Below are 17,725 nucleotides of genomic sequence, written 5' to 3' on the forward strand. Positions count from 1 at the left end.
CGCCTCGGCTCCCGTGACCCGGGCTCCTCGGCGCTCGCTGCGGGACATACATTAGCGCACTCGGGGGGGTGGTCCGCCAATCGCTTTCCCCGGCCACCCCGGCCCGCCGGCCCGCCGGTCCGGCGTGCCCCGCGCGCGCCCGCGGCGGCAGCCGGGGATGCTGGGGGCGCGGACGGTTCGCCGTCCCGAGCAACGGGTAGGGCAATGCGGCAGAAGGCCGCCAGGAGAGGGTGGGTCCGATCATGTGGAAGCTGTCGTTGGCCGTGGGTTTCGCGGCCGGCTACGTCCTCGGCTCGCGGGCCGGGCGCCAGCGCTACGAGCAGATCGCCAAGGTCACCCGGCAGATCGCCCAGACCCCTGCGGTGCAGGGGGCGGCCGACCGGGCGCGGCAGCAGGCCGGCGCGGTGGCCGGGAAGGCGGCCGGTGCCGTCGCGGACCGGGTCGGGGACCGGCTGCCGAGCGCGGTCACCGACCGGGTGCCGTACTTCAGCCGGTCCCGGACGGAGGACGACGGCTGGGGTACCTTCCGCCCGTGACGGGGTGGTGACCCGCGGCCTGCTGACAGGCCCCGGGCAAAGGAGTCCCCAACCAGGGGTCCCGAACCGGCAACGGCTCACCCGGCCCGGACGCGTACCGGGCCGGGCTGAGGCATGATCTCGACATGGCCATCGTCGCGGGGATAGACAGCTCGACCAGCCGCACCAGGATCGTCGCGTGCGACACCGACAGCGGCGCCGTCCTTCGCTCCGGCAAGGCGCCGCACCCCGTCCCCGAGGACCAGGACCTGCGCCCCGGCGAGACCGACCCGCAGGTCTGGCTGCACTCGCTCGGCGACGCCGCGGCCGGCGGCCTGCTGGAGGGCGTCCGGGCGATCGGCGTCAGCGCGCAGCAGCACGGCATGATCGGCCTGGACGCGGGCGGCGTGCTGGTCCGGCCCGCGATCCTGTGGAACGACCCGCGCTCCAGCGGCGCCGCCGCCAAGCTGCTGGACGCCCTCGGTGGACCGGCCGCCTGGACCACCGCGATCGGCGCGGTGCCCGCCCCGACGTACACCATCGCCAAGCTGCGCTGGCTGGCCGAGTTCGAGCCGGTCAACGCCCGCCGGGTCGCCGAGGTGCTGCTGCCGCACGACTGGCTGGTCTGGCAGCTGCTCGGCCACCCCAAGCGCCGCACCACCGACCGCGGCGACGCCTCCGGCACCGGCTACTGGTCCCCGATCACCGGCGAGTACCGGCAGGACCTGGTCGAGCTGGCTCTCGGCCACGAGCTCAGGCTGCCGGACGTGCTCGGCCCGGCCGAACCCGCCGGGCACACCCCCGAGGGCCTGCTGATCTCGGCCGGCACCGGCGACAACATGGCCGCCGCCCTGGGCCTCGGCCTCGGCCCGGGTGACGCGGTGGTCTCGCTCGGCAGCGCCGGGACGATCTTCGCGGTGCACGAGAAGGCCGTGGTGGACGCCACCGGCCTGGTCTCCTCCTTCGCCGACGCCAGCGGCCGCCACCTGCCGATGGTCGCCACCCTCAACGCCGCCCAGGTGCTGCGCTCCACCGCCGCCATGCTCGGCGCGGACCTGGACGGGCTGAGCGACCTCGCCCTGCACTCCTCCCCCGGCGCCTACGGCCTGGTGCTGCTTCCGTACCTGGACGGCGAGCGCACCCCCGCGCTGCCGCACGCCGCCGGCACCCTGACCGGCCTGCGGGCCGAGGCGATGACGCCTCAGCACCTGGCCCGGGCCGCCGTCGAGGGCATGCTGTGCAACATCGCCGACGCGCTGGACGTGCTGCGCGCCCAGGGCGTCGAGATCAAGCGGGTGTTCCTGCTCGGCGCGGCGGGCCGGCTGCCGGCCGTGCGGCACGTCGCCCCGATGCTGTTCGGCGTCCCGGTCGTGGTGCCCCCGCCGGGCGCCCACGCCGCCCGCGGCGCCGCCCGGCAGGCCGCCTGGGCGCTGGCCGGCACCGCTGAGCCGCCGGAGTGGGAGCTGCCGGACGCCGAGACGGTGGAGCCCGAGGGCGAGCAGGACCTGGCGATCGGTTCGGCGGTGCGCCAGCAGTACCGCGCCGCCCGGGACCAGGTCCACCCGGAAGCCGCCTCCGCGTAGGGCCCTGCTGTCCGGGGGCCGGCCGCGGCGGGACGCTGAAGATGCGTCATCCCGCGCCCGGTGGCAGCGTGGGTCGGGACACGGCCACCGAGGCGAAGGGCGGCAGGATCCCATGGCCCTGCACAAGGGGACCGGCAGCAACCGACGGCTGAGCGTCAATCCGTTGCTCGGCATCACCGACCCGCTGGGCGCGATGGAACTCGCCCCGCCGGTGCACCGGCTCGGCGAGGGCCCGGTCGCCGCCGACACCGCGTACCAGCTGATCCGCGACGAGCTGATGCTGGACGGCAGCGCCAAGCTCAACCTGGCGACCTTCGTCACCACGTCGATGGAGGTGCAGGCCAGCCGGCTGATGACCGAGTGCCTGGACAAGAACATGATCGACAAGGACGAGTACCCGCAGACCGCCGAGCTGGAGCGGCGCTGCGTGGCCATCCTCGCCGACCTGTGGCACGCCCCCGACCCGGACACCGCGGTCGGCTGCTCCACCACCGGCTCCAGCGAGGCCTGCATGCTCGCCGGCATGGCCCTCAAGCGCCGCTGGATGCGCCGCAACGCCGAGCGGTACGCGGCCGGGGCCCGGCCCAACCTGGTGATGGGCGTCAACGTGCAGGTGTGCTGGGAGAAGTTCTGCAACTTCTGGGAGGTCGAGGCCCGCACCGCGCCGATGGAGGGCGAACGCTTCCACCTCGGCGCCGAGCAGGCGGCCGCGCTGTGCGACGAGGACACCATCGGCGTGGTCGCCATCCTCGGCTCGACCTTCGACGGGTCGTACGAGCCGATCGCGGAGATCTGCGCGGCCCTGGACGAGCTCCAGGAGCGCACCGGCCTGGACGTCCCGGTGCACGTGGACGGCGCCTCCGGCGGCATGGTGGCGCCCTTCCTCGACCCGGACCTGGTCTGGGACTTCCGGCTCCCCCGGGTGCAGTCGATCAACACCTCCGGCCACAAGTACGGGCTGGTCTACCCCGGCGTCGGCTGGGCGCTGTGGCGGGACCACGAGGCGCTGCCCGAGGAGCTGGTGTTCAAGGTCAACTACCTGGGCGGCGACATGCCGACCTTCGCGCTCAACTTCTCCCGGCCCGGCGCACAGGTCGCGGCGCAGTACTACGTCTTCCTGCGGCTCGGCCGGGCGGGCTTCGAGGCGGTCCAGGGCGCCTGCCGGGAGGTCGCCACCTACCTGGCCGGGGAGATCGGGAAGCTGGACTGCTTCCGGCTGCTGACCCGCGGCGACCAGCTCCCGGTGTTCGCCTTCACCACCACCGAGGACGTGTCCTTCGACGTGTTCGACGTCTCGCGGCGGCTGCGCGAACGCGGCTGGCAGGTGCCCGCGTACACCTTCCCGCCGGACCGGCAGGACCTGTCGGTGCTCCGGATCGTCTGCCGCAACGCCTTCACCCGGGACCTCGCCGACCTGCTGCTGGCCGACCTCCACCGGCTGCTGCCGGAGCTGCGGCGCCAGCCCGTCCCGCTCAAGGAGCTGGGTGTGCCGGCCAGCGAGGGCTTCCACCACTGAGCTGCGGGGCCGGGAGGACGGCCCGGAAACGCCACGGCGGGAGGGCGCAGGGGAAGCGCCCTCCCGCCGGGTGTCCCGGTCGGGGGGGGGGGGCGCCCCCCCCCCCCGCCCCCCCCCCCGGGGGGGGGGGGGGGGGGCCGGGGGGGGGGGGGGGGGGGGCCCGGCGGGGGGGGGGGGGGGGGCGGGGGGCCCCCCCCCCCCCCCCGGGGGGGGGGGGGGGCGGCCCCCCCCCCCCCCCGGGGGGGGCGGGGGGGGGGGGGCCCCCCCCCCCCCCGGCGGCCCCCCCCGACCGGTGGGGGTGTCCGGGACCCGTGTCGGGTCGATCCGGCCGACCGGCCGGTGCCCGAACGAAGCGGCCGGGGCTGCGGAAACGCACCGGCGAGGAGAACTCTGCACGACGAACAGGTGACTCTTCGACGATCCCGGGGGTTGTGAGACACTTCCGTCCGTCTCAACGCCATGACCTGGAGTTTGGGACACCGGGCCAGTGAGGTTGGAGAAGGGGAGACACCGAACGGCCGGACCGGGCGCGCGCACCCTCCCGCCCCCGTCCACCGTCGTCCCGTCCCGCGAGTCATGGAGGGTCGCATTGGCTTCCGCCTGGAAGGACCTGCCCGAGGAGCTGTCAGAGCCCGCCCGGCTGCTGGCGCAGGAGCTCCGGACGATCAAGGACGCCGCCGGACTCTCGCTGTCCGAACTGGCCGGCCGCACCCACTACAGCCGGGCCTCCTGGGAGCGCTGGCTGAACGGCAAGCGGGTGGTCACCGAGCAGGCGCTGGAAGCGCTGATCGGTGCGGTGGACTGCGACGCGACGGCGCTGCGGCGGCTGTGGCGGCAGGCGACGGAGCGCGCCGCCGAGGCGACCGCCGTGGGGGCGACCACCGCCGAGCCGGCCGTCACCGGGGCGCCCGCCGCCGCTGGGACCCCTGAGGAGGCGGCCACCGCCGAGGAGCCGGCCGCCGAGCCCGCCGACGGGGCGGTGTCCGGGGAGCCGGCGCCGACGGCCGAGGAGGCCTCCGGGCCCGCCCGGGCCGAGCCCGCGCCCGTGTGGTGGCGGCGCCCGGTGGCGCTGGTCTCCGGCGCCGTGGTGCTGGCCCTGCTGGTGGTGCTGGTCGGCCTGCGGGTCAGCCGGCACGACGACGAGGCCTCGGCGGCCGACGCACCCACCCCGACCGCCCCGGCCGTGGCCAGGCCCGCCCCCTCCGACCCGCCGTGCCGGGCCGTCGGCTGCGCCCACAAGGACCCCAAGAGCACCGGCTGCGGCAAGGACGCCCGGACCCTGCAGACCCAGGTCATCGGCAAGGTCGTCGTCTACCTGCGGTACAGCCGGACCTGTCAGGCCGCCTGGGCGGCGATCACCGAGGGCGAGCCCAAGGACTACGCGGTGATCACCGACAGCACCGGGGACAGCGAGACCGCGATGATCCACTGGGGCTACGACAACTACTCGGCGATGCTGAACGCGGCCGACCCGTCGATCGGCTTCCGGGTCTGCGGCTTCCAGCCCGCCGGGCACGACTGCACCGCGACCGTGACCGACCTGGCCTCGGTGGTGGCCTCCACCCCGATCCCGATCGGCCCGGCCTCCCCGCCCCCGGGCGCCGGGGCCGCGGCGGCGACGCCCAGCGACCCGGCCACGCCCACGCAGGCCCCGCCCACCGACCAGCCGTCGCCCGCCCCGTCCGCTCCCTAGCGTTGCCCGAGGGCCCGTCCGGCGGATCATGCCGGGCGCGCGACGCCGCACAGGCGCTGGTCCAGCCCTAGTCCAGATAGCCGCGCAGCTGCGCGGAGCAGGCGTGGTCGCGAAGCTTGACCAGCGTCTTGGACTCGATCTGGCGGATCCGCTCCCGTGTCACGCCGAACACCGCCCCGATCTCCTCCAGGGTGCGCGGACGGCCGTCGTCCAGGCCGTAGCGGAGCTGGACGACCTGGCGCTCCCGCTCGCCCAGGGTGGCCAGCACCGCCTCCAGGTGCTGGCGCAGCAGCAGGAAGGTCGCGGACTCGGCGGGCGAGGCGGCGTCGGCGTCCTCGATCAGGTCGCCGAGCGCGACGTCGTCCTCCTCCCCCACCGGGGTGTGCAGCGAGATCGGCTCCTGGGCCAGCCGGAGCAGTTCGCGCACCCGCGCCTCGGTGAGCTCCAGGGCGGTGGCGATGTCGGCCGGGGTCGGTTCCAGGCCGCGTTCCTGCAGCAGAGCGCGCTGCACCCGGACCACCCGGTTGATCAGCTCGACCACGTGCACCGGCACCCGGATCGTCCGGGCCTGGTCGGCCAGCGCCCGGGTCATCGCCTGCCGGATCCACCAGGTCGCGTACGTCGAGAACTTGTAGCCGCGGGCGTAGTCGAACTTCTCCACCGCCCGGATCAGGCCGAGGTTGCCCTCCTGGACCAGGTCCAGCATGGTCAGCCCGCGGCCGACGTAGCGCTTGGCGACGGACACCACCAGCCGCAGGTTCGCCTCGATCAGGCGGCGTTTGGCGATCCGGCCGAGGACCACCAGGGTGTCCAGCTCGCGGGCCAGCGGGTCGGGCGGGGGCGGATCGCCGTTCAGGCGTTCCTCGGCGAACAGGCCGGCCTCGATCCGGCGGGCCAGTTCGACCTCCTCGGCGGCGGTGAGGAGCCTGATCCGGCCGATCTCGCGCAGGTACTGGCGCAGCAGGTCGGCGGCCGGACCGCCGCCCTCGGCCGGTACGGGCGGATCGTCGCCGCCTTCGTCGGCCTCCGGGTCCGGGCTGTCGGGGTGGCCCTCCGGCAGCCCCTGGGCGGGGATCCGCGCGCCGTCCGGGGGTGCGGCCCCGGCCCGGCCGTGGTCGCTCTCCTGCTCCCGGGCCGGCGGTCCGGCGGGATCGGTCGGTCGGGCGGTGGTCGCTGCGGCAGGGCCTCGGTCCACGGGCATCCCCTCGGGGCGGGCGCGACTCTGGCGGACCCGCGCTGTACGGAGGTGGGACGCCCTCCAGTGTGCGGTACGCCACGCTCCGTGGCCGAGACTCGTGCGCCGACTTTCTGCGCAGGACTTTCGTGGCTCCCCGGCACCACCGGGCCCGTCGGGCCTAGAGCGCCGCCGCGCCCCGGCTGCGGAGCTGCTGCCCGTACTGCTGGAGCTGCCACAGCTCGGTCTGCACCGCGTGCAGCTGCTCGGCGTCGGCCCGGGGGCCGAGCCGCTGGAGGTAGCCGCGGACCTCGGTGATCCGGCGGTCGACGGCCAACAGGCGCAGCTTGACCAGGAACTCGCCCGCGTAGACCGCGTCCGCCTTGCGCAGTGAGCGCACCGGCTCGACGGTCAGCTCGGTCACCAGGGAGCGCACCTGGTCGTCCGGGGCCGCCTCGCGCACCGCGCTGACGAAGTCGGGCAGGGTCGCCCCGTACGCGGCGCCGCCGGCCTTGGCGATGGCCTGCCGGACGGCGGTGTACGGCGGGGTCGGGAACTCGTCCTCGCCGTAGTGGTCGAAGGCCGGGCTGACCAGGTCCGGGTGCTGGAGTGCCAGCTTGAGCAGCTCGCGCTCGACGAACTGGGCCGGGTCGCGCGGGTTGAGCCGGAACGCGGGCCGGGCCGGGCGCGCCACCGCGGCGGGCTGCTCGGGGCGCCGCTGCTGACCGTTGCCTCGGGGGTTCTGCTGCTTCTCGCGCTCCCAGCGGGCCAGCTGGGAGATCCGGCGGACCACGAACTGCTCGTCACCGGGGTTCACGCCGAGCATGCCGGCCAGCCTGATCGCGTAGCCGTGGCGGATCGACGGGTCCTTGATCTTGGCGACGATCAGGGCCGCCTCCTCCATCGCGGCGGCCTGCCCCTCGGGCGTCTCCACCCGGTGCTTGGACACCGCCGTGTTCAGCGCGAACTCGAACAGCGGGACCGGGTTGTCGATCAGCTGCCGGACCGCCTCGTCGCCCTGGGCCAGCCGCAGCTCGCAGGGGTCCATGCCGCCCGGACTGACCGCGATGGAGGTCCTGGCGGCGAACTTCTGGTCGTCCTCGAAGGCGCGCAGGGCGGCCTTCTGACCGGCCGCGTCGCCGTCGAAGGTGAAGACCGTCTCGCCCCGGTACTGCGAGGTGTCCATCAGCAGGCGACGGATGATCTTGATGTGGTCCTCGGCGAAGGCGGTGCCGCAGGTGGCCACCGCCGAGGTGACCCCGGCCAGGTGGCAGGCCATCACGTCGGTGTAGCCCTCGACCACCACCGCGCGGCCCGACTTGGCGATCTCCTTCTTCGCCAGGTCGATCCCGTACAGCACGTGGGACTTCTTGTAGATCGGCGTCTCGGGGGTGTTCAGGTACTTCGGACCGTTGTCGTCCTCGCGCAGCCGGCGGGCACCGAAGCCGACCACCTCGCCCGCGATGTCCCGGATCGGCCAGACCAGCCGGCCCCGGAAGCGGTCGATCAGACCGCCGCGCTGGCCCTGCGAGGCCAGGCCGCCCTGGAGGATCTCCTTGTCGGTGAAGCCCTTGCCGCGCAGGAAGCGGACCAGGTGCTCCCACCCCGCCGGGGCGTAGCCGACGCCGAAGGCCTTGGCGGCTTCCTCGTCGAACCCGCGCTCCGCCAGGAAGCGCCGGCCGATCTCCGCCTCCGGCGAGGCCAGCTGCTCCTGGTACCAGGCCGCCGCCACCTTGTGCGCCTCGACCAGGCGGGTGCGCTCGCCCTGCTGGTGGCGGGGGCTGTAGCCGCCCTCCTCGTAGCGCAGGGTGATGCCGGCCTGGGCGGCCATCCGCTCGACGGCCTCGGCGAAGGTGAAGTGCTCGATCTTCATCAGGAAGGCGATGGTGTCGCCGTTCTCCTGGCAGCCGAAGCAGTGGAAGACGCCCTTGGCGGGGTTGACGTAGAAGGAGGCGGACTTCTCGTCGTGGAAGGGGCAGACGCCCTTGTACTCGCCGCCGCCACCGTTGGTCAGCTGTACGTAGTCGCCGACCACCGCGTCGATCGGCAGTGCGCTGCGCACCGCCTGTACGTCTTCGTCCCTGATCCGCCCGGCCACCCCGGAAGTCTACTGGGGCGGCCGGGGTTTCGAGCCGGGGTCCGGACCGGGGTCCGCCCCCGGCGCTACGCCCAGGCGGCGCCGACCAGTCTGGCGTGCAGGGCGAGGGCCGAGGCGTCCGTGAGGGTGGCGATCTGGTCGACGACCGTGCGCAGGGCGGCGCGGTCGTCCTCGGCCTCGTGGTACATCGCGGCGAACACCGGGTCCAGCCCCTCGGGCGCGCGCTGGGTCAGGACGTACGCCAGCTCGGCGATCACGATCCGTTGGCGGGCCCGGAGCTGGGCCTGCTCGTCGCGCATCATCACGAAGCGGACGGCGACCGCCTTGAGGACCGCGCACTCCAGCCGGACGCCCCTCGGCACCACCAGCTCGGCGGCGTAGCGGGTCAGCCGGCCGGGGCCGTAGCGGGCCCGGGTGGCCTGCTCGGCGGCCAGGCAGAAGCGGCCGATCAGCTGGCTGGTGAGGTCCTTGAGCCCGGCCCGGGCGCGCGCCGTGCCGTCGTAGGCCTGCGGCCACCAGTCCTGGGCGAGCAGCCGGTCCAGCGCGGCGGCCAGTTCCTCCGGCTCGGCGTCGGGGGCGTAGCGCTCGGCGACCTTGAACAGTTCGGCGCGCTCGCTGGGGGCGCGCAGCGCGGCCGGGTCGATGTGGCCGGCCTGGAGGCCGTCCTCGACGTCGTGGGTGGAGTAGGCCACGTCGTCGGACCAGTCCATGACGGTGGCCTCGAAGCACTTGCGACCGGTCGGGGAACCGGCCCGCAGCCAGCGGAAGACCGGCAGGTCGTCGGCGTAGACGCCGTACTTGGGCGAGGCCGGGTCGGCGGGGTGGGCGCCCTTGGTCCACGGGTACTTGGTGGCGGCGTCCAGGGCGGCCCTGGTCAGGTTGAGGCCGACGCTGCGGCCCGGCCAGGGGGCGAGCCGGGCGGCGGGGCGGTCCTCCTGGGGCGCGAAGCGCTTGGGTTCGAGCCGGGTGAGGATGCGCAGCGACTGGGCGTTGCCCTCGAAACCGCCGCAGGCCTCGGCGGCCTGGTCGAGGGCCTCCTCGCCGGTGTGGCCGAAGGGCGGGTGGCCGATGTCGTGGGCCAGGCAGCCGGTCTCCACCAGGTCCGGGTCGCAGCCCAGCGCGGCGCCCAGTTCCCGCCCGACCTGGGCGCATTCGAGCGAGTGGGTCAGCCGGGTGCGCGGGAAGTCGCTGCGCATCGGGGCGACCACCTGGGTGGTGCCGGCCAGTCGGCGCAGCGCGGCGGAGTGCAGCACCCGGGCACGGTCGCGCTGGAAGGCGGTGCGGCCGGGGCGCTTGTCCGGTTCGGGGACCCAGCGGGCCTCGGCGGCGTGGTCGTACGGGATCGGGGCGGCGAGGCGGTGCGTGGTGTCATCCATATGGGGCTCACGGTACGCCGCACCCCCGACACGCGGGGGGTGCCGCGCGCGAAGGAGCGCGGACCGGGGCGTGAACCGTGGGAGGCGCGCCGGTGTCCGCCGCCGCGAACCGCTCGTACCCGGACGGCCCCGCCCGGGCCGCCCGTCAGCTCCGGACGGCCTTCAGCACGACGCCGGCCACCGCCTCCTCGCCCTTGGCGTTGGGGTGGATCGGGGTGAGCCCGTGGGCCGGGAAGGGCGGCTCGATCCAGCGGGAGTCCTCCCCCGCGCACATGTCGTGCCCGGCCGAGGGCCCGGCGGTGTCCACGAACACCGCCCCGGCGGCCTCCGCGCGCTGCTTGAGCATCCCGTTGAGCTGCTGCTCCTTCTCGGCGAGGAAGCCGAGGTCCGCCGCCGCGATCGTGGTGCCCAGCACCGGTCGGCAGCTCACCGGGTCGGCCGGGAGCAGCGCCGGGTAGCCGACGACGTACACCCGGGCCTGCGGGGAACGGCGCTTGATCTCCCGGAGGACGTCGGCGACCTGGCCGCCGGCCTCGTCGACCCGGGCCCGCAGCTGGTCGGAGCCGCCCGAGGCGTAGCGTTCCCGGCAGGGCGCGACCGAGGTCTCCTCGCCGACCAGGTCCCTCACCGCGCCCACCAGGGTGTCCTTGGCACAGTCGGTGACGACCTGCATGAAGCCCGCGTCGTTGCCGCCGATGCCCAGGGTGACCAGCCGGGTGGCCGGGGTCAGCGCGTCCAGCTGGGCCGGGTTGGAGCCGTCGGCGGTCCGCTGCGCGGCCTTCAGGTCCCCGGTGCGGGCGCCGCTGCAGCTGACGTCCCGGAACTGCCCGGGCGCCAGGGCGAGCGCCTTCGCCACCAGGGCGGGGTAGTTGATCCCGGAGCGGCCGCAGCCGCCCGGGTCGCCGACCTGCGGATCGATCTTCGGCCCGGCGGTGTAGGAGTCGCCGAGGGCCACGTACGGGCCGCTGGGCGGGGTGGGGGTGGGTGTCGGGGTGGCGGCGGCCGGGACCCGGCCGGGCAGGGCGCCCGCGAAACCCCGGTCCGAACCGTCCGAACCGTCCGAACCGTCCGAACCGCCCCCGCCGCTGCACCCGGCCAGTCCGGCCAGCATCAGGGCGGCGAGCCCGGCCGTCACGACGACGGTCGGGCGTGTGGTCCTCGGCATGGCATCCCCCCGGGGGTGCGAGTCACGGGCAGCTCCCTACGGCGACCCGTCCCCCGGGCACCGCCGAGTCCAACGTACGGGCGGCGCCGATGACTCCCGCCGGCGCCCTGCTCTCCGGAGGAACCGGCGCCCGCTACTCCGCGCCGCGCTCGTGCTCGGCCAGGAACTCCTCGAAGCGGCGCCCCAGCTCGTCGGCCGAGGGCAGGTCCGCCGGCTCGGCCAGCAGGCTCTCCCGGCCCTCGGAGCCCGCCACCGCGTCGTACTGGCCCTCCATGCCGCGGATCGCCGAGCGCAACTCGCCGTCCCCCTGGGCCAACTGCTCCTCGATGTCGGCGTACACCTCGCCGACCCGCTCGCGCAGCCGGGTACCGGGCAGGACGAGGCCGGTCGCGGACTGCACCGCCTCCAGGATCAGTACGGCGGCGGCCGGGTAGGCCGAACGGGCCACGTAGTGCGGGACGTGCACGGCGAAGCCCAGCACGTCGTGCCCGGCCTCGGCGAGCCGGTACTCCAGCAGTGCCTGGGCACTGCCCGGGACCTGCGCCTGCTCGAACCACTGCGGGTAGCCCGGTGCGAGGTCGAGCCGGTTGCCGTGCGGCGTCAGGCCGACCGGGCGGGTGTGCGGCACGCCCATCGGGATGCCGTGGAAGTCCAGGCTGAGCCGGACCTCGAAGCGCTCGACCAGCGCGCGGACGGCGCGCGCGAAGCGCTCCCACTCGACGTCCGGCTCGGGGCCGGTGAGCAGCAGGAACGGGGCCCCGGCGGCGTCGCGGACCAGCTGGAGCAGGATCTCCGGCGGGTCGTAGGCCGTCCAGTGGTCGTGGTCGAAGACCATCGCGGGGCGGCGGGCCCGGTAGTCGACCAGCCGGTCGTGGTCGAAACGGGCCACCACCTGCGGCGAGCCCGTCTCCAGCAGGTGGGCCACGACCTGGCCGCCGGCCTCGCCGGCGTCCATGAACCCCTCGAAGTGGTGGAGCAGCACCAGGCCGGCGCCGGTGTCACGCAGCTCCGCGTTCGCCTCGGCCACGGCGGCCACGCCCCGCTCATCCAGCTCGTACAGCGCCTGGAAGTCTCGCACCGCGTACCCAACCCCGTTCTCTGCTCGTCCCGATCCGACCGGCTTCTCGTCCTGTCCAGCGTGCCGGGGCGCGCCGGAATTCCCGTTCCGGCCGACCGCTCGGCGCGCGACCCGCCCGGCGAAGCGGCCGGAGGCCCTCGCCGTCCCCTCCGGACCATGATCGCACCCGAAGGAAAAGCCCCTGGTCACGGGCGTTCAACAGCCCGCTTCGAAGCGCGCGGTGGCGGCCCGCGCCGCCATTCGCGTGCCGCGAAGTGACGCACCGCGTTCTGGCGGGTATCGTCCTCTCGCTGCCTCGCATCGTCGCGTCGTCGTCACGTCGTCCGTAACGCCGTCGACCACGACCCGGATCGCTGCTCGGACAGCCACCCACGACGCATCTTGCCTTCACCTGGCCGCCTGCTTCCCTTCGCGCTCTCGTTTCCTCCTCGGCCATTTCGCGGACGCACACTGTCCCCTCGCTCTTCCCGCCGGACCGGTCCGAGGACCCGTGTCCGTTCCGGCACCACGCGCCGCCCGTTCCGGGCCGCCGCCCCCCGCCCCGCCCGACCGGAATCCTCCGGCGCGCACGGGTACCCGGAGGCGGAAACCGGACCGGGGCGAACCAGTCCACCGCAGCCAGTGCCGCACCCCGGCGCGGACTGCGCCCTACGACCGATGAAGGACAGAAGGTTCCGTGCCAGCACCTGTCACCCTCACCGGCCGCACCGTGCGGCTGGAGCCCCTCGCCGCACACCATGCCGAGGCCATCGCCGCGGCCGGCGCCGAGGACCGTACGACCTACGCCTTCACCCCCGTCCCGCACGGCCTGGAAGCGGCTCGCGACTACGTCGCGCGGGCCCTCGCCGACCAGGCCGCGGGCCGGTCGCTGCCGTTCGCGACGGTGAACGTCGCCGACGGCCGGGTGGTCGGCTCCACCCGGTTCCTGGAACTGGACTACTGGCAGGGCCCGCTGGTGTGGCCGCCCGCGCCGGGCGTGCCGTTCGGCGATCCGGCGACGGCCGTCCCGGACGCCGCCGAGATCGGCAACACCTGGCTCTCGCCGCGCGCCCAGGGCACCGGCATCAACACCGAAGCCAAGCTGCTGATGCTCCGGCACGCCTTCGAGACCTGGGGCGTGCAGCGGATCTCGCTGCGCGCCGACGCCCGCAACCTGCGCTCCCGGGCCGCGATCGAGCGGCTCGGCGCGACCTCCGAGGGGGTCCGCCGGGCGCACTCGCGCGGGCTGGACGGCGTGGTGCGCTCGACCGCGTTCTACTCGATCCTCGACTCCGAGTGGCCCGCCGTCCGGGACATCATCGAGCTGCGGATCGCCGCCGCCACCTCGCCGAGCGCCCCGGATCCGGCGATCAACCAGGAGTGTCTTAGACAGGGCGGCGGCAGCGCCGGGCAGCTGATGATCACGGCCTGAGAGGGGACCGTTCGCCGGTGGCGGCGGTCCTCAGGATCCAGCTCAGTGTGGTCAGACCGTGAGGGTCCGTGGGCAGCACGGACCACCGGGGGTGGCTCGTTTCGACGGCCACCGAAACGGGACGCCAGCCACCCCGGATCCTGGTGACCGCCACCTCCCAGACCGGGTGGCCGTCCGCGGGGCGGCAGATCCTGACCGAACCCTCGCGGGTGTGCACCGCCCAGCGGTGGTCCAGCGTGTCCGTGTGCCTCCCGGTCCGGATGCGCTGCCACTGTTCGTCGGTCCACTCCACGTCGGGGACGGGGTGCGGGCGCGGAACCAGCATGTCCGGGCGGCCCCGGCCGCCGGTCACGCCGCCCGGCTCCGGGAACGCCCAGGCCGGCAGCGGCTCGCGGGCGGCCGTCCACTCGGCCGGGATGCCGCGCGTACCGGTGCACGAGGCGACGACTCCGCCGGTGATCGCGGCCACGGTGTCCATGTCGCCACCGGGCGCGATCGCCTCCCGGACGGCCGCCCGGTAGTCGGTCAGGTGGCGGGCCGCGCACCGGAGGGCGTACGGGACGGTGTCGACGGCGGAGGTCCGGCTGCCGTTGCCGAGCACCTGCGCGGCGACCAGCGGGTCCGGTTCGGCGAGCAGGGTGATCGCCTCGTGCAGGCCCTTCTGCAGCGCGCCGATCGGGGTGTGGAAGGCGACCTCGCCCAGGAACGTCTCCGGTGTCCTGGCCTCGGTCCGCGTCCGGACGGCCAGTGCCGCCGCCACGGCGACGGCGATCGCGCCGTCCACGGCCTGCGGATGGGTGTGGGTGATCATCGCCGTCCGGGCGGCCAGCCGGACGACCTCGTCCAGGTCGTCCGCGTACGCCGCCCCCAGCGGGGCGACCCGCATCGCGGCGCCGTTGCCGTACGAGCCCTGGCCGTCGAAGAGTTCGGCGGCCAGGGCCCTGGCGTCGCCGCCCTCGCGGATCAGCCGGAGCATCCGGGTGGCGGCCGGGCCGTAGCCGCGGTCGAAGTCGTGGCGGAGGGCGAAGGCGTGGGTGAGGTCGAAGGTGTCGACGGTGCCGCGCTCGCGCTGGGCGGCGTACACCGAGCAGGCCATCTCGGTGTCGTCGGTCCACGGCCAGGGGCCGGGCGGGTCGGTGCGGGTGGTGAAGTGGGCCCGGGCGGTCGCCGGGACGAAGAACTGGGCGCCGAGGGCGTCACCGACGGAGAGGCCGTTGAGCGCGTCGAGCGCCGGGCCGTTGGGTTCGGTCATCATGTGGGACCGAGTTCAGCCGGTCGGCGGCGGTTCCGTCAACCTCCGCAGCGTCAACCTCGGTGCGGGGAAGCCCCTGACGAGGGACGTTTCGCATACCGCCGATCCGGGCGGGCAGCACCCCGGGTATGACCCGCGCGAACCCGCTCGACCCCGTCGCCCTGCTCGGCGCCGACCAGCAGCACATCGCCACCCGGGCGCAGCTGCGTCGGCTCGGCGTGCCCTCCGGCACGATCGCCCACCGGCTGCGGCCGGGCGGGCCCTGGCAGCAGGTGCTGCCGCGGGTCATCTGCCTGCAGAGCGGGAGATTGACGCCACATCAGAAACTGCGGGCCGCCCTGGCGTACGCGAGCCCGAAGGGGCGGCAGCCGCAGCCCGGCGAGGTGCTGCTGACCGGGTTCACGGTGCTGGCGGAGGCCGGGCTGCCGAGCGCCGGGCACCCGGCCGACCTGGCCGAGGTCGATGTGCTGATCCCGACCCAACGCCGGGTCGGCGACCGGGAGTTCGTCCGGGTGCACCGGGCGTCCGGGGCGATGCCGGGCGGCTTCGAGCGGGACGACGGGCTGTGGAGCACCACGGTCGCCCGGGCACTGGCGGACGTGGCGCCGCAGGAGACCGGGCCGCGCCGGTTCCGGGCGCTGTGCGCCGAGGCGGTGCAGCGGCGGCACTGCGAACTCGGCGAGCTGCTGGACCAGTTGCTCGCCCGACCGGGGGCGCTGGCGCTGCCGCTGGTGGCCCGGGTGGTGGAGGACCTGACCGCCGGGGTGCGCTCGGTGGTGGAGGGCGAGGCCCGCGAGGTGCTCGCCCACGCGGGCTTGCCGGAGCCGCTGTGGAACCCGGTGCTCTTCCTGGACGGCCGGTTCCTCACCGTACCGGACGCCTACTGGCCGCACGCCTGCGTGGCCCTGGAGATCGACTCCCGCGCCTACCACCTGCACCCGGCCGACCACGAACGCGGCCTGGCCCGCGCCAACCGCCTCACCGCCGCCGGCCTGCCGGTGGTGCGCACCACCCCGGTCCAGCTACGGCGCGACCCGGCACCGGTGCTGCACGAGCTGACCGCCCTGGTCACCACCGGCCCGCACGGCCCGCACGGCCGGATCAGCTGGCGTCGGGCGCGGTGAACCCTGCTGCCGGTCAGGCGAGTTGGGAGCCTGCCGCCTCGGCTGCGGCCACCAGCCGCTGGAGTTCGGCGAGATGCGCGGCGAGCGCGGCGCGGCCCTCCCGGGTGGCGGCGAGCCAGGTGCGCGGGCGCTTGCCGACGTATCCCTTCTTCACCGCCAGGTACCCGGCCTCCTCCAGGGCGGTGGCCGCCTTGCTGAGGACGGAGTCGGAGACTTCGCAGTGGTCCCGGACGGCGGCGAACTCGGCCTCCCGGCAGGCGCCGAGGAAGGCGAGCACGGTGAGGCGGGTGGCGTGCTGGAGCAGCGGGTCGAGGGCGGCGGGCATCAGCTGCCGGCCTTCCACAGCCGCTCGACGCGGCGGTTGAGCGCGTTGTTCGCCATCCAGAAGACCGCTCCCCCGGCGGACCCTCCCGCCGCCCCGATCCACCCGGGACCGCCACCCGCCCACCAGGCGAGCGCCGCGGCGCCCAGCATCGCCGCCAGCACGGAGAGGACGGTCAGCACCACCGGGCCGCCCAGGCCGGACGGCGCCTGGCGCCGGACGACGCCGCCGCCGCGCGTCCCGGCCCACCCGATCAGGCCGCTCAGCGCGCCCCAGGCGCCACCGAGGACCCCGATCAGCCAGACCTGTTCGGCCGCGACGGCCTGTCCGGTCGCGATCCCGAAGACGACGAAGCCGGCCGCCAGGGTGGGCCCGTACCAGCGGGGTGTGGGGCGCGGTCGCCGGGCGGCCGCGCCGGCCCGGTCGGCCAGGCGCAGCGCCTCGGCGGCGGACGACGGCGTGGGAACAGAGTCACTCATGGCTTCCCCCTCGGAAGGTGACGGTGGCTCCACTGTGCCACTGACTTTCCGAGTTGGAAAGTATTTTCCGGCGAGCAGGCAGAAGGCCGGTGCACCGCCGGGCACACGGCGCGGCCCCCGCTCCGCGTGGGGGAGGCGGGGGCCGGGAAGCCAGGCGCCGACGGGTCGGGGGCGGCGCCGGGGCCCGAGGACCGGGCAGGCGGGCGGTGAGCGGGCGGCGGGGCCGCCGGTTCAGCAGCGCGGGTCGATCTCCTGGAAGGTCGCGTAGTGGTCCGGGGACCAGTACTGCTCGCCGGCGCCGCCGGTGACGACCCGGCGGGTGCCGCGGTCGTTGGAGCCCGGGGTGACCACGGTGAACTCGTGGTAGTAGCCGTTGCCCTTCTTCGGCAGGCGGCTCTCGCGGTTCTCGAAGACGATGCCGTCCCGGTTGTACGGGTAGGGGCCGTTCCTGGCGATCAGGGCGAGGGTGTCCTGGGCCTGGCTGGGCAGTTTGGTGCGGCAGACGTCGGCCAGCGCCGGGTCGGCGGGCGTCCACGTGCCGCCCGGGGTGTTCGGGGCGGAGGGGCCCCCGGCCGGCGCGGACGGCTTGGGGGCCGAGGGCTTGGGGGCCGAGGAGCCCGCGGCGGCGGTGGAGCTCGCGGCGGCCTTGGGGTGGCTGCTGCCGCCCTTGCCGGCGAGCAGGTACCCGACCCCGGCGAGCACGGCCAGGATCAGGACGGCCACGACGACGAGCGGGCTCTTGCTTCTGGTCATGCGGTCCAGCTTGGCAGGCACCCGGGCCCTGACGGCCGTGGCACACACATGACGGACGCCACAACGACGTACGGCCGGGGGGGGGGGGGGGGCGGGGGGGGGGCCCCCCCCCCCCCCCGGCCCCGGCCCCCCCCCCCCCCGCCCCCGGCCCCCCCCCACACCCCCCCCCCCGCGGGCGCCGGCCAC

15 protein-coding genes are annotated in these 17,725 nt (G+C 75.1%); 6 read left to right on the forward strand and 9 right to left on the reverse strand.

Annotated elements, in window-relative coordinates:
* The first annotated feature begins 239 nt into the window (after positions 1-239).
* The 4 genes from ACIRVF_RS11535 to ACIRVF_RS11550 all read left to right on the forward strand — a co-directional run bounded on the left by ACIRVF_RS11535 (position 240) and on the right by ACIRVF_RS11550 (position 5,307).
* Positions 240-536, forward strand: coding sequence for a hypothetical protein (locus ACIRVF_RS11535; RefSeq protein WP_402816257.1), 297 nt, complete (start codon positions 240-242; stop codon positions 534-536).
* A gap of 125 nt (positions 537-661) precedes the next feature.
* Positions 662-2,098, forward strand: a complete 1,437-nt coding sequence (locus tag ACIRVF_RS11540; protein WP_402816101.1) for an FGGY family carbohydrate kinase — start codon at positions 662-664, stop codon at positions 2,096-2,098.
* A gap of 112 nt (positions 2,099-2,210) precedes the next feature.
* Positions 2,211-3,614, forward strand: a complete 1,404-nt coding sequence (locus ACIRVF_RS11545; protein ID WP_402816102.1) for a glutamate decarboxylase — start codon at positions 2,211-2,213, stop codon at positions 3,612-3,614.
* A 589-nt stretch (positions 3,615-4,203) separates the two neighbouring features.
* The gene (locus ACIRVF_RS11550) at positions 4,204-5,307 is read left to right on the forward strand and encodes a DUF2690 domain-containing protein (protein ID WP_402816103.1); all 1,104 of its coding nucleotides are present in this window, start codon (positions 4,204-4,206) and stop codon (positions 5,305-5,307) included.
* A 67-nt stretch (positions 5,308-5,374) separates the two neighbouring features.
* On the opposite strand, the gene ACIRVF_RS11555 is transcribed toward ACIRVF_RS11550, so the two are convergent.
* From ACIRVF_RS11555 to ACIRVF_RS11575, 5 genes are all read right to left on the reverse strand, one after another.
* The gene (locus ACIRVF_RS11555) at positions 5,375-6,508 is read right to left on the reverse strand and encodes a sigma-70 family RNA polymerase sigma factor (protein WP_402816104.1); all 1,134 of its coding nucleotides are present in this window, start codon (positions 6,506-6,508) and stop codon (positions 5,375-5,377) included.
* A 154-nt stretch (positions 6,509-6,662) separates the two neighbouring features.
* On the reverse strand, positions 6,663-8,579 hold the full coding sequence (gene dnaG / locus ACIRVF_RS11560) for a DNA primase (RefSeq protein ID WP_402816105.1): 1,917 nt from the start codon (positions 8,577-8,579) through the stop codon (positions 6,663-6,665).
* Between the two features lie 65 nt (positions 8,580-8,644).
* Positions 8,645-9,955, reverse strand: a complete 1,311-nt coding sequence (locus tag ACIRVF_RS11565) for a deoxyguanosinetriphosphate triphosphohydrolase (protein ID WP_402816106.1) — start codon at positions 9,953-9,955, stop codon at positions 8,645-8,647.
* Between the two features lie 145 nt (positions 9,956-10,100).
* Positions 10,101-11,120 carry an SGNH/GDSL hydrolase family protein gene (locus ACIRVF_RS11570; RefSeq protein WP_402816107.1) on the reverse strand — a complete coding sequence of 340 codons (1,020 nt, stop codon included), beginning with the start codon at positions 11,118-11,120 and terminating at the stop codon, positions 10,101-10,103.
* Between the two features lie 133 nt (positions 11,121-11,253).
* Positions 11,254-12,198 (reverse strand): PAC2 family protein, encoded by a 945-nt coding sequence (locus ACIRVF_RS11575; protein ID WP_402816108.1) that lies wholly within the window; start codon positions 12,196-12,198, stop codon positions 11,254-11,256.
* A gap of 676 nt (positions 12,199-12,874) precedes the next feature.
* Here ACIRVF_RS11575 and ACIRVF_RS11580 point away from each other — a divergent pair.
* Entirely contained in the window at positions 12,875-13,609 is a 735-nt protein-coding gene (locus tag ACIRVF_RS11580; protein ID WP_402816109.1) for a GNAT family N-acetyltransferase, read from the forward strand.
* On the opposite strand, the gene ACIRVF_RS11585 is transcribed toward ACIRVF_RS11580, so the two are convergent.
* Positions 13,599-14,864: an ADP-ribosylglycohydrolase family protein gene (locus ACIRVF_RS11585; protein ID WP_402816110.1), complete on the reverse strand. Its 1,266-nt coding sequence runs from the start codon at positions 14,862-14,864 to the stop codon at positions 13,599-13,601. The two genes, ACIRVF_RS11580 and ACIRVF_RS11585, sit on opposite strands and share 11 nt — an antisense overlap.
* Before the next feature lie 125 nt (positions 14,865-14,989).
* On the opposite strand from ACIRVF_RS11585, the gene ACIRVF_RS11590 reads away from it, so the two are divergent.
* Positions 14,990-15,985 carry a hypothetical protein gene (locus ACIRVF_RS11590; RefSeq protein WP_402816111.1) on the forward strand — a complete coding sequence of 332 codons (996 nt, stop codon included), beginning with the start codon at positions 14,990-14,992 and terminating at the stop codon, positions 15,983-15,985.
* A gap of 13 nt (positions 15,986-15,998) precedes the next feature.
* On the opposite strand, the gene ACIRVF_RS11595 is transcribed toward ACIRVF_RS11590, so the two are convergent.
* The 3 genes from ACIRVF_RS11595 to ACIRVF_RS11605 all read right to left on the reverse strand — a co-directional run bounded on the left by ACIRVF_RS11595 (position 15,999) and on the right by ACIRVF_RS11605 (position 17,539).
* Positions 15,999-16,310, reverse strand: coding sequence for a transcriptional regulator (locus ACIRVF_RS11595; RefSeq protein WP_402816112.1), 312 nt, complete (start codon positions 16,308-16,310; stop codon positions 15,999-16,001).
* Entirely contained in the window at positions 16,310-16,786 is a 477-nt protein-coding gene (locus ACIRVF_RS11600) for a hypothetical protein (protein WP_402816113.1), read from the reverse strand. The genes ACIRVF_RS11595 and ACIRVF_RS11600 overlap by 1 nt, the downstream gene beginning before the upstream one ends.
* 231 nt (positions 16,787-17,017) lie before the next feature.
* Complete coding sequence (locus tag ACIRVF_RS11605; RefSeq protein ID WP_402816114.1) at positions 17,018-17,539, reverse strand: ribonuclease; 522 nt, start codon at positions 17,537-17,539, stop codon at positions 17,018-17,020.
* Positions 17,540-17,725 lie beyond the last annotated feature (186 nt).

It is taken from the genome of Kitasatospora sp. NPDC101157, assembly GCF_044768255.1.
GTDB lineage: Bacteria > Actinomycetota > Actinomycetes > Streptomycetales > Streptomycetaceae > Kitasatospora.

Excerpts from the sequence above, each read along its gene's own strand:
- ACIRVF_RS11540 (WP_402816101.1), top strand. The coding sequence starts at position 662 with ATGGCCATCGTCGCGGGGATAGACAGCTCGACCAGCCGCACCAGGATC.
- ACIRVF_RS11545 (WP_402816102.1), top strand. The coding sequence starts at position 2,211 with ATGGCCCTGCACAAGGGGACCGGCAGCAACCGACGGCTGAGCGTCAAT.
- ACIRVF_RS11555 (WP_402816104.1), bottom strand. The coding sequence starts at position 6,508 with ATGCCCGTGGACCGAGGCCCTGCCGCAGCGACCACCGCCCGACCGACC.
- ACIRVF_RS11565 (WP_402816106.1), bottom strand. The coding sequence starts at position 9,955 with ATGGATGACACCACGCACCGCCTCGCCGCCCCGATCCCGTACGACCAC.
- ACIRVF_RS11570 (WP_402816107.1), bottom strand. The coding sequence starts at position 11,120 with ATGCCGAGGACCACACGCCCGACCGTCGTCGTGACGGCCGGGCTCGCC.
- ACIRVF_RS11585 (WP_402816110.1), bottom strand. The coding sequence starts at position 14,864 with ATGATGACCGAACCCAACGGCCCGGCGCTCGACGCGCTCAACGGCCTC.
- ACIRVF_RS11590 (WP_402816111.1), top strand. The coding sequence starts at position 14,990 with ATGACCCGCGCGAACCCGCTCGACCCCGTCGCCCTGCTCGGCGCCGAC.
- ACIRVF_RS11595 (WP_402816112.1), bottom strand. The coding sequence starts at position 16,310 with ATGCCCGCCGCCCTCGACCCGCTGCTCCAGCACGCCACCCGCCTCACC.
- ACIRVF_RS11600 (WP_402816113.1), bottom strand. The coding sequence starts at position 16,786 with ATGAGTGACTCTGTTCCCACGCCGTCGTCCGCCGCCGAGGCGCTGCGC.
- ACIRVF_RS11605 (WP_402816114.1), bottom strand. The coding sequence starts at position 17,539 with ATGACCAGAAGCAAGAGCCCGCTCGTCGTCGTGGCCGTCCTGATCCTG.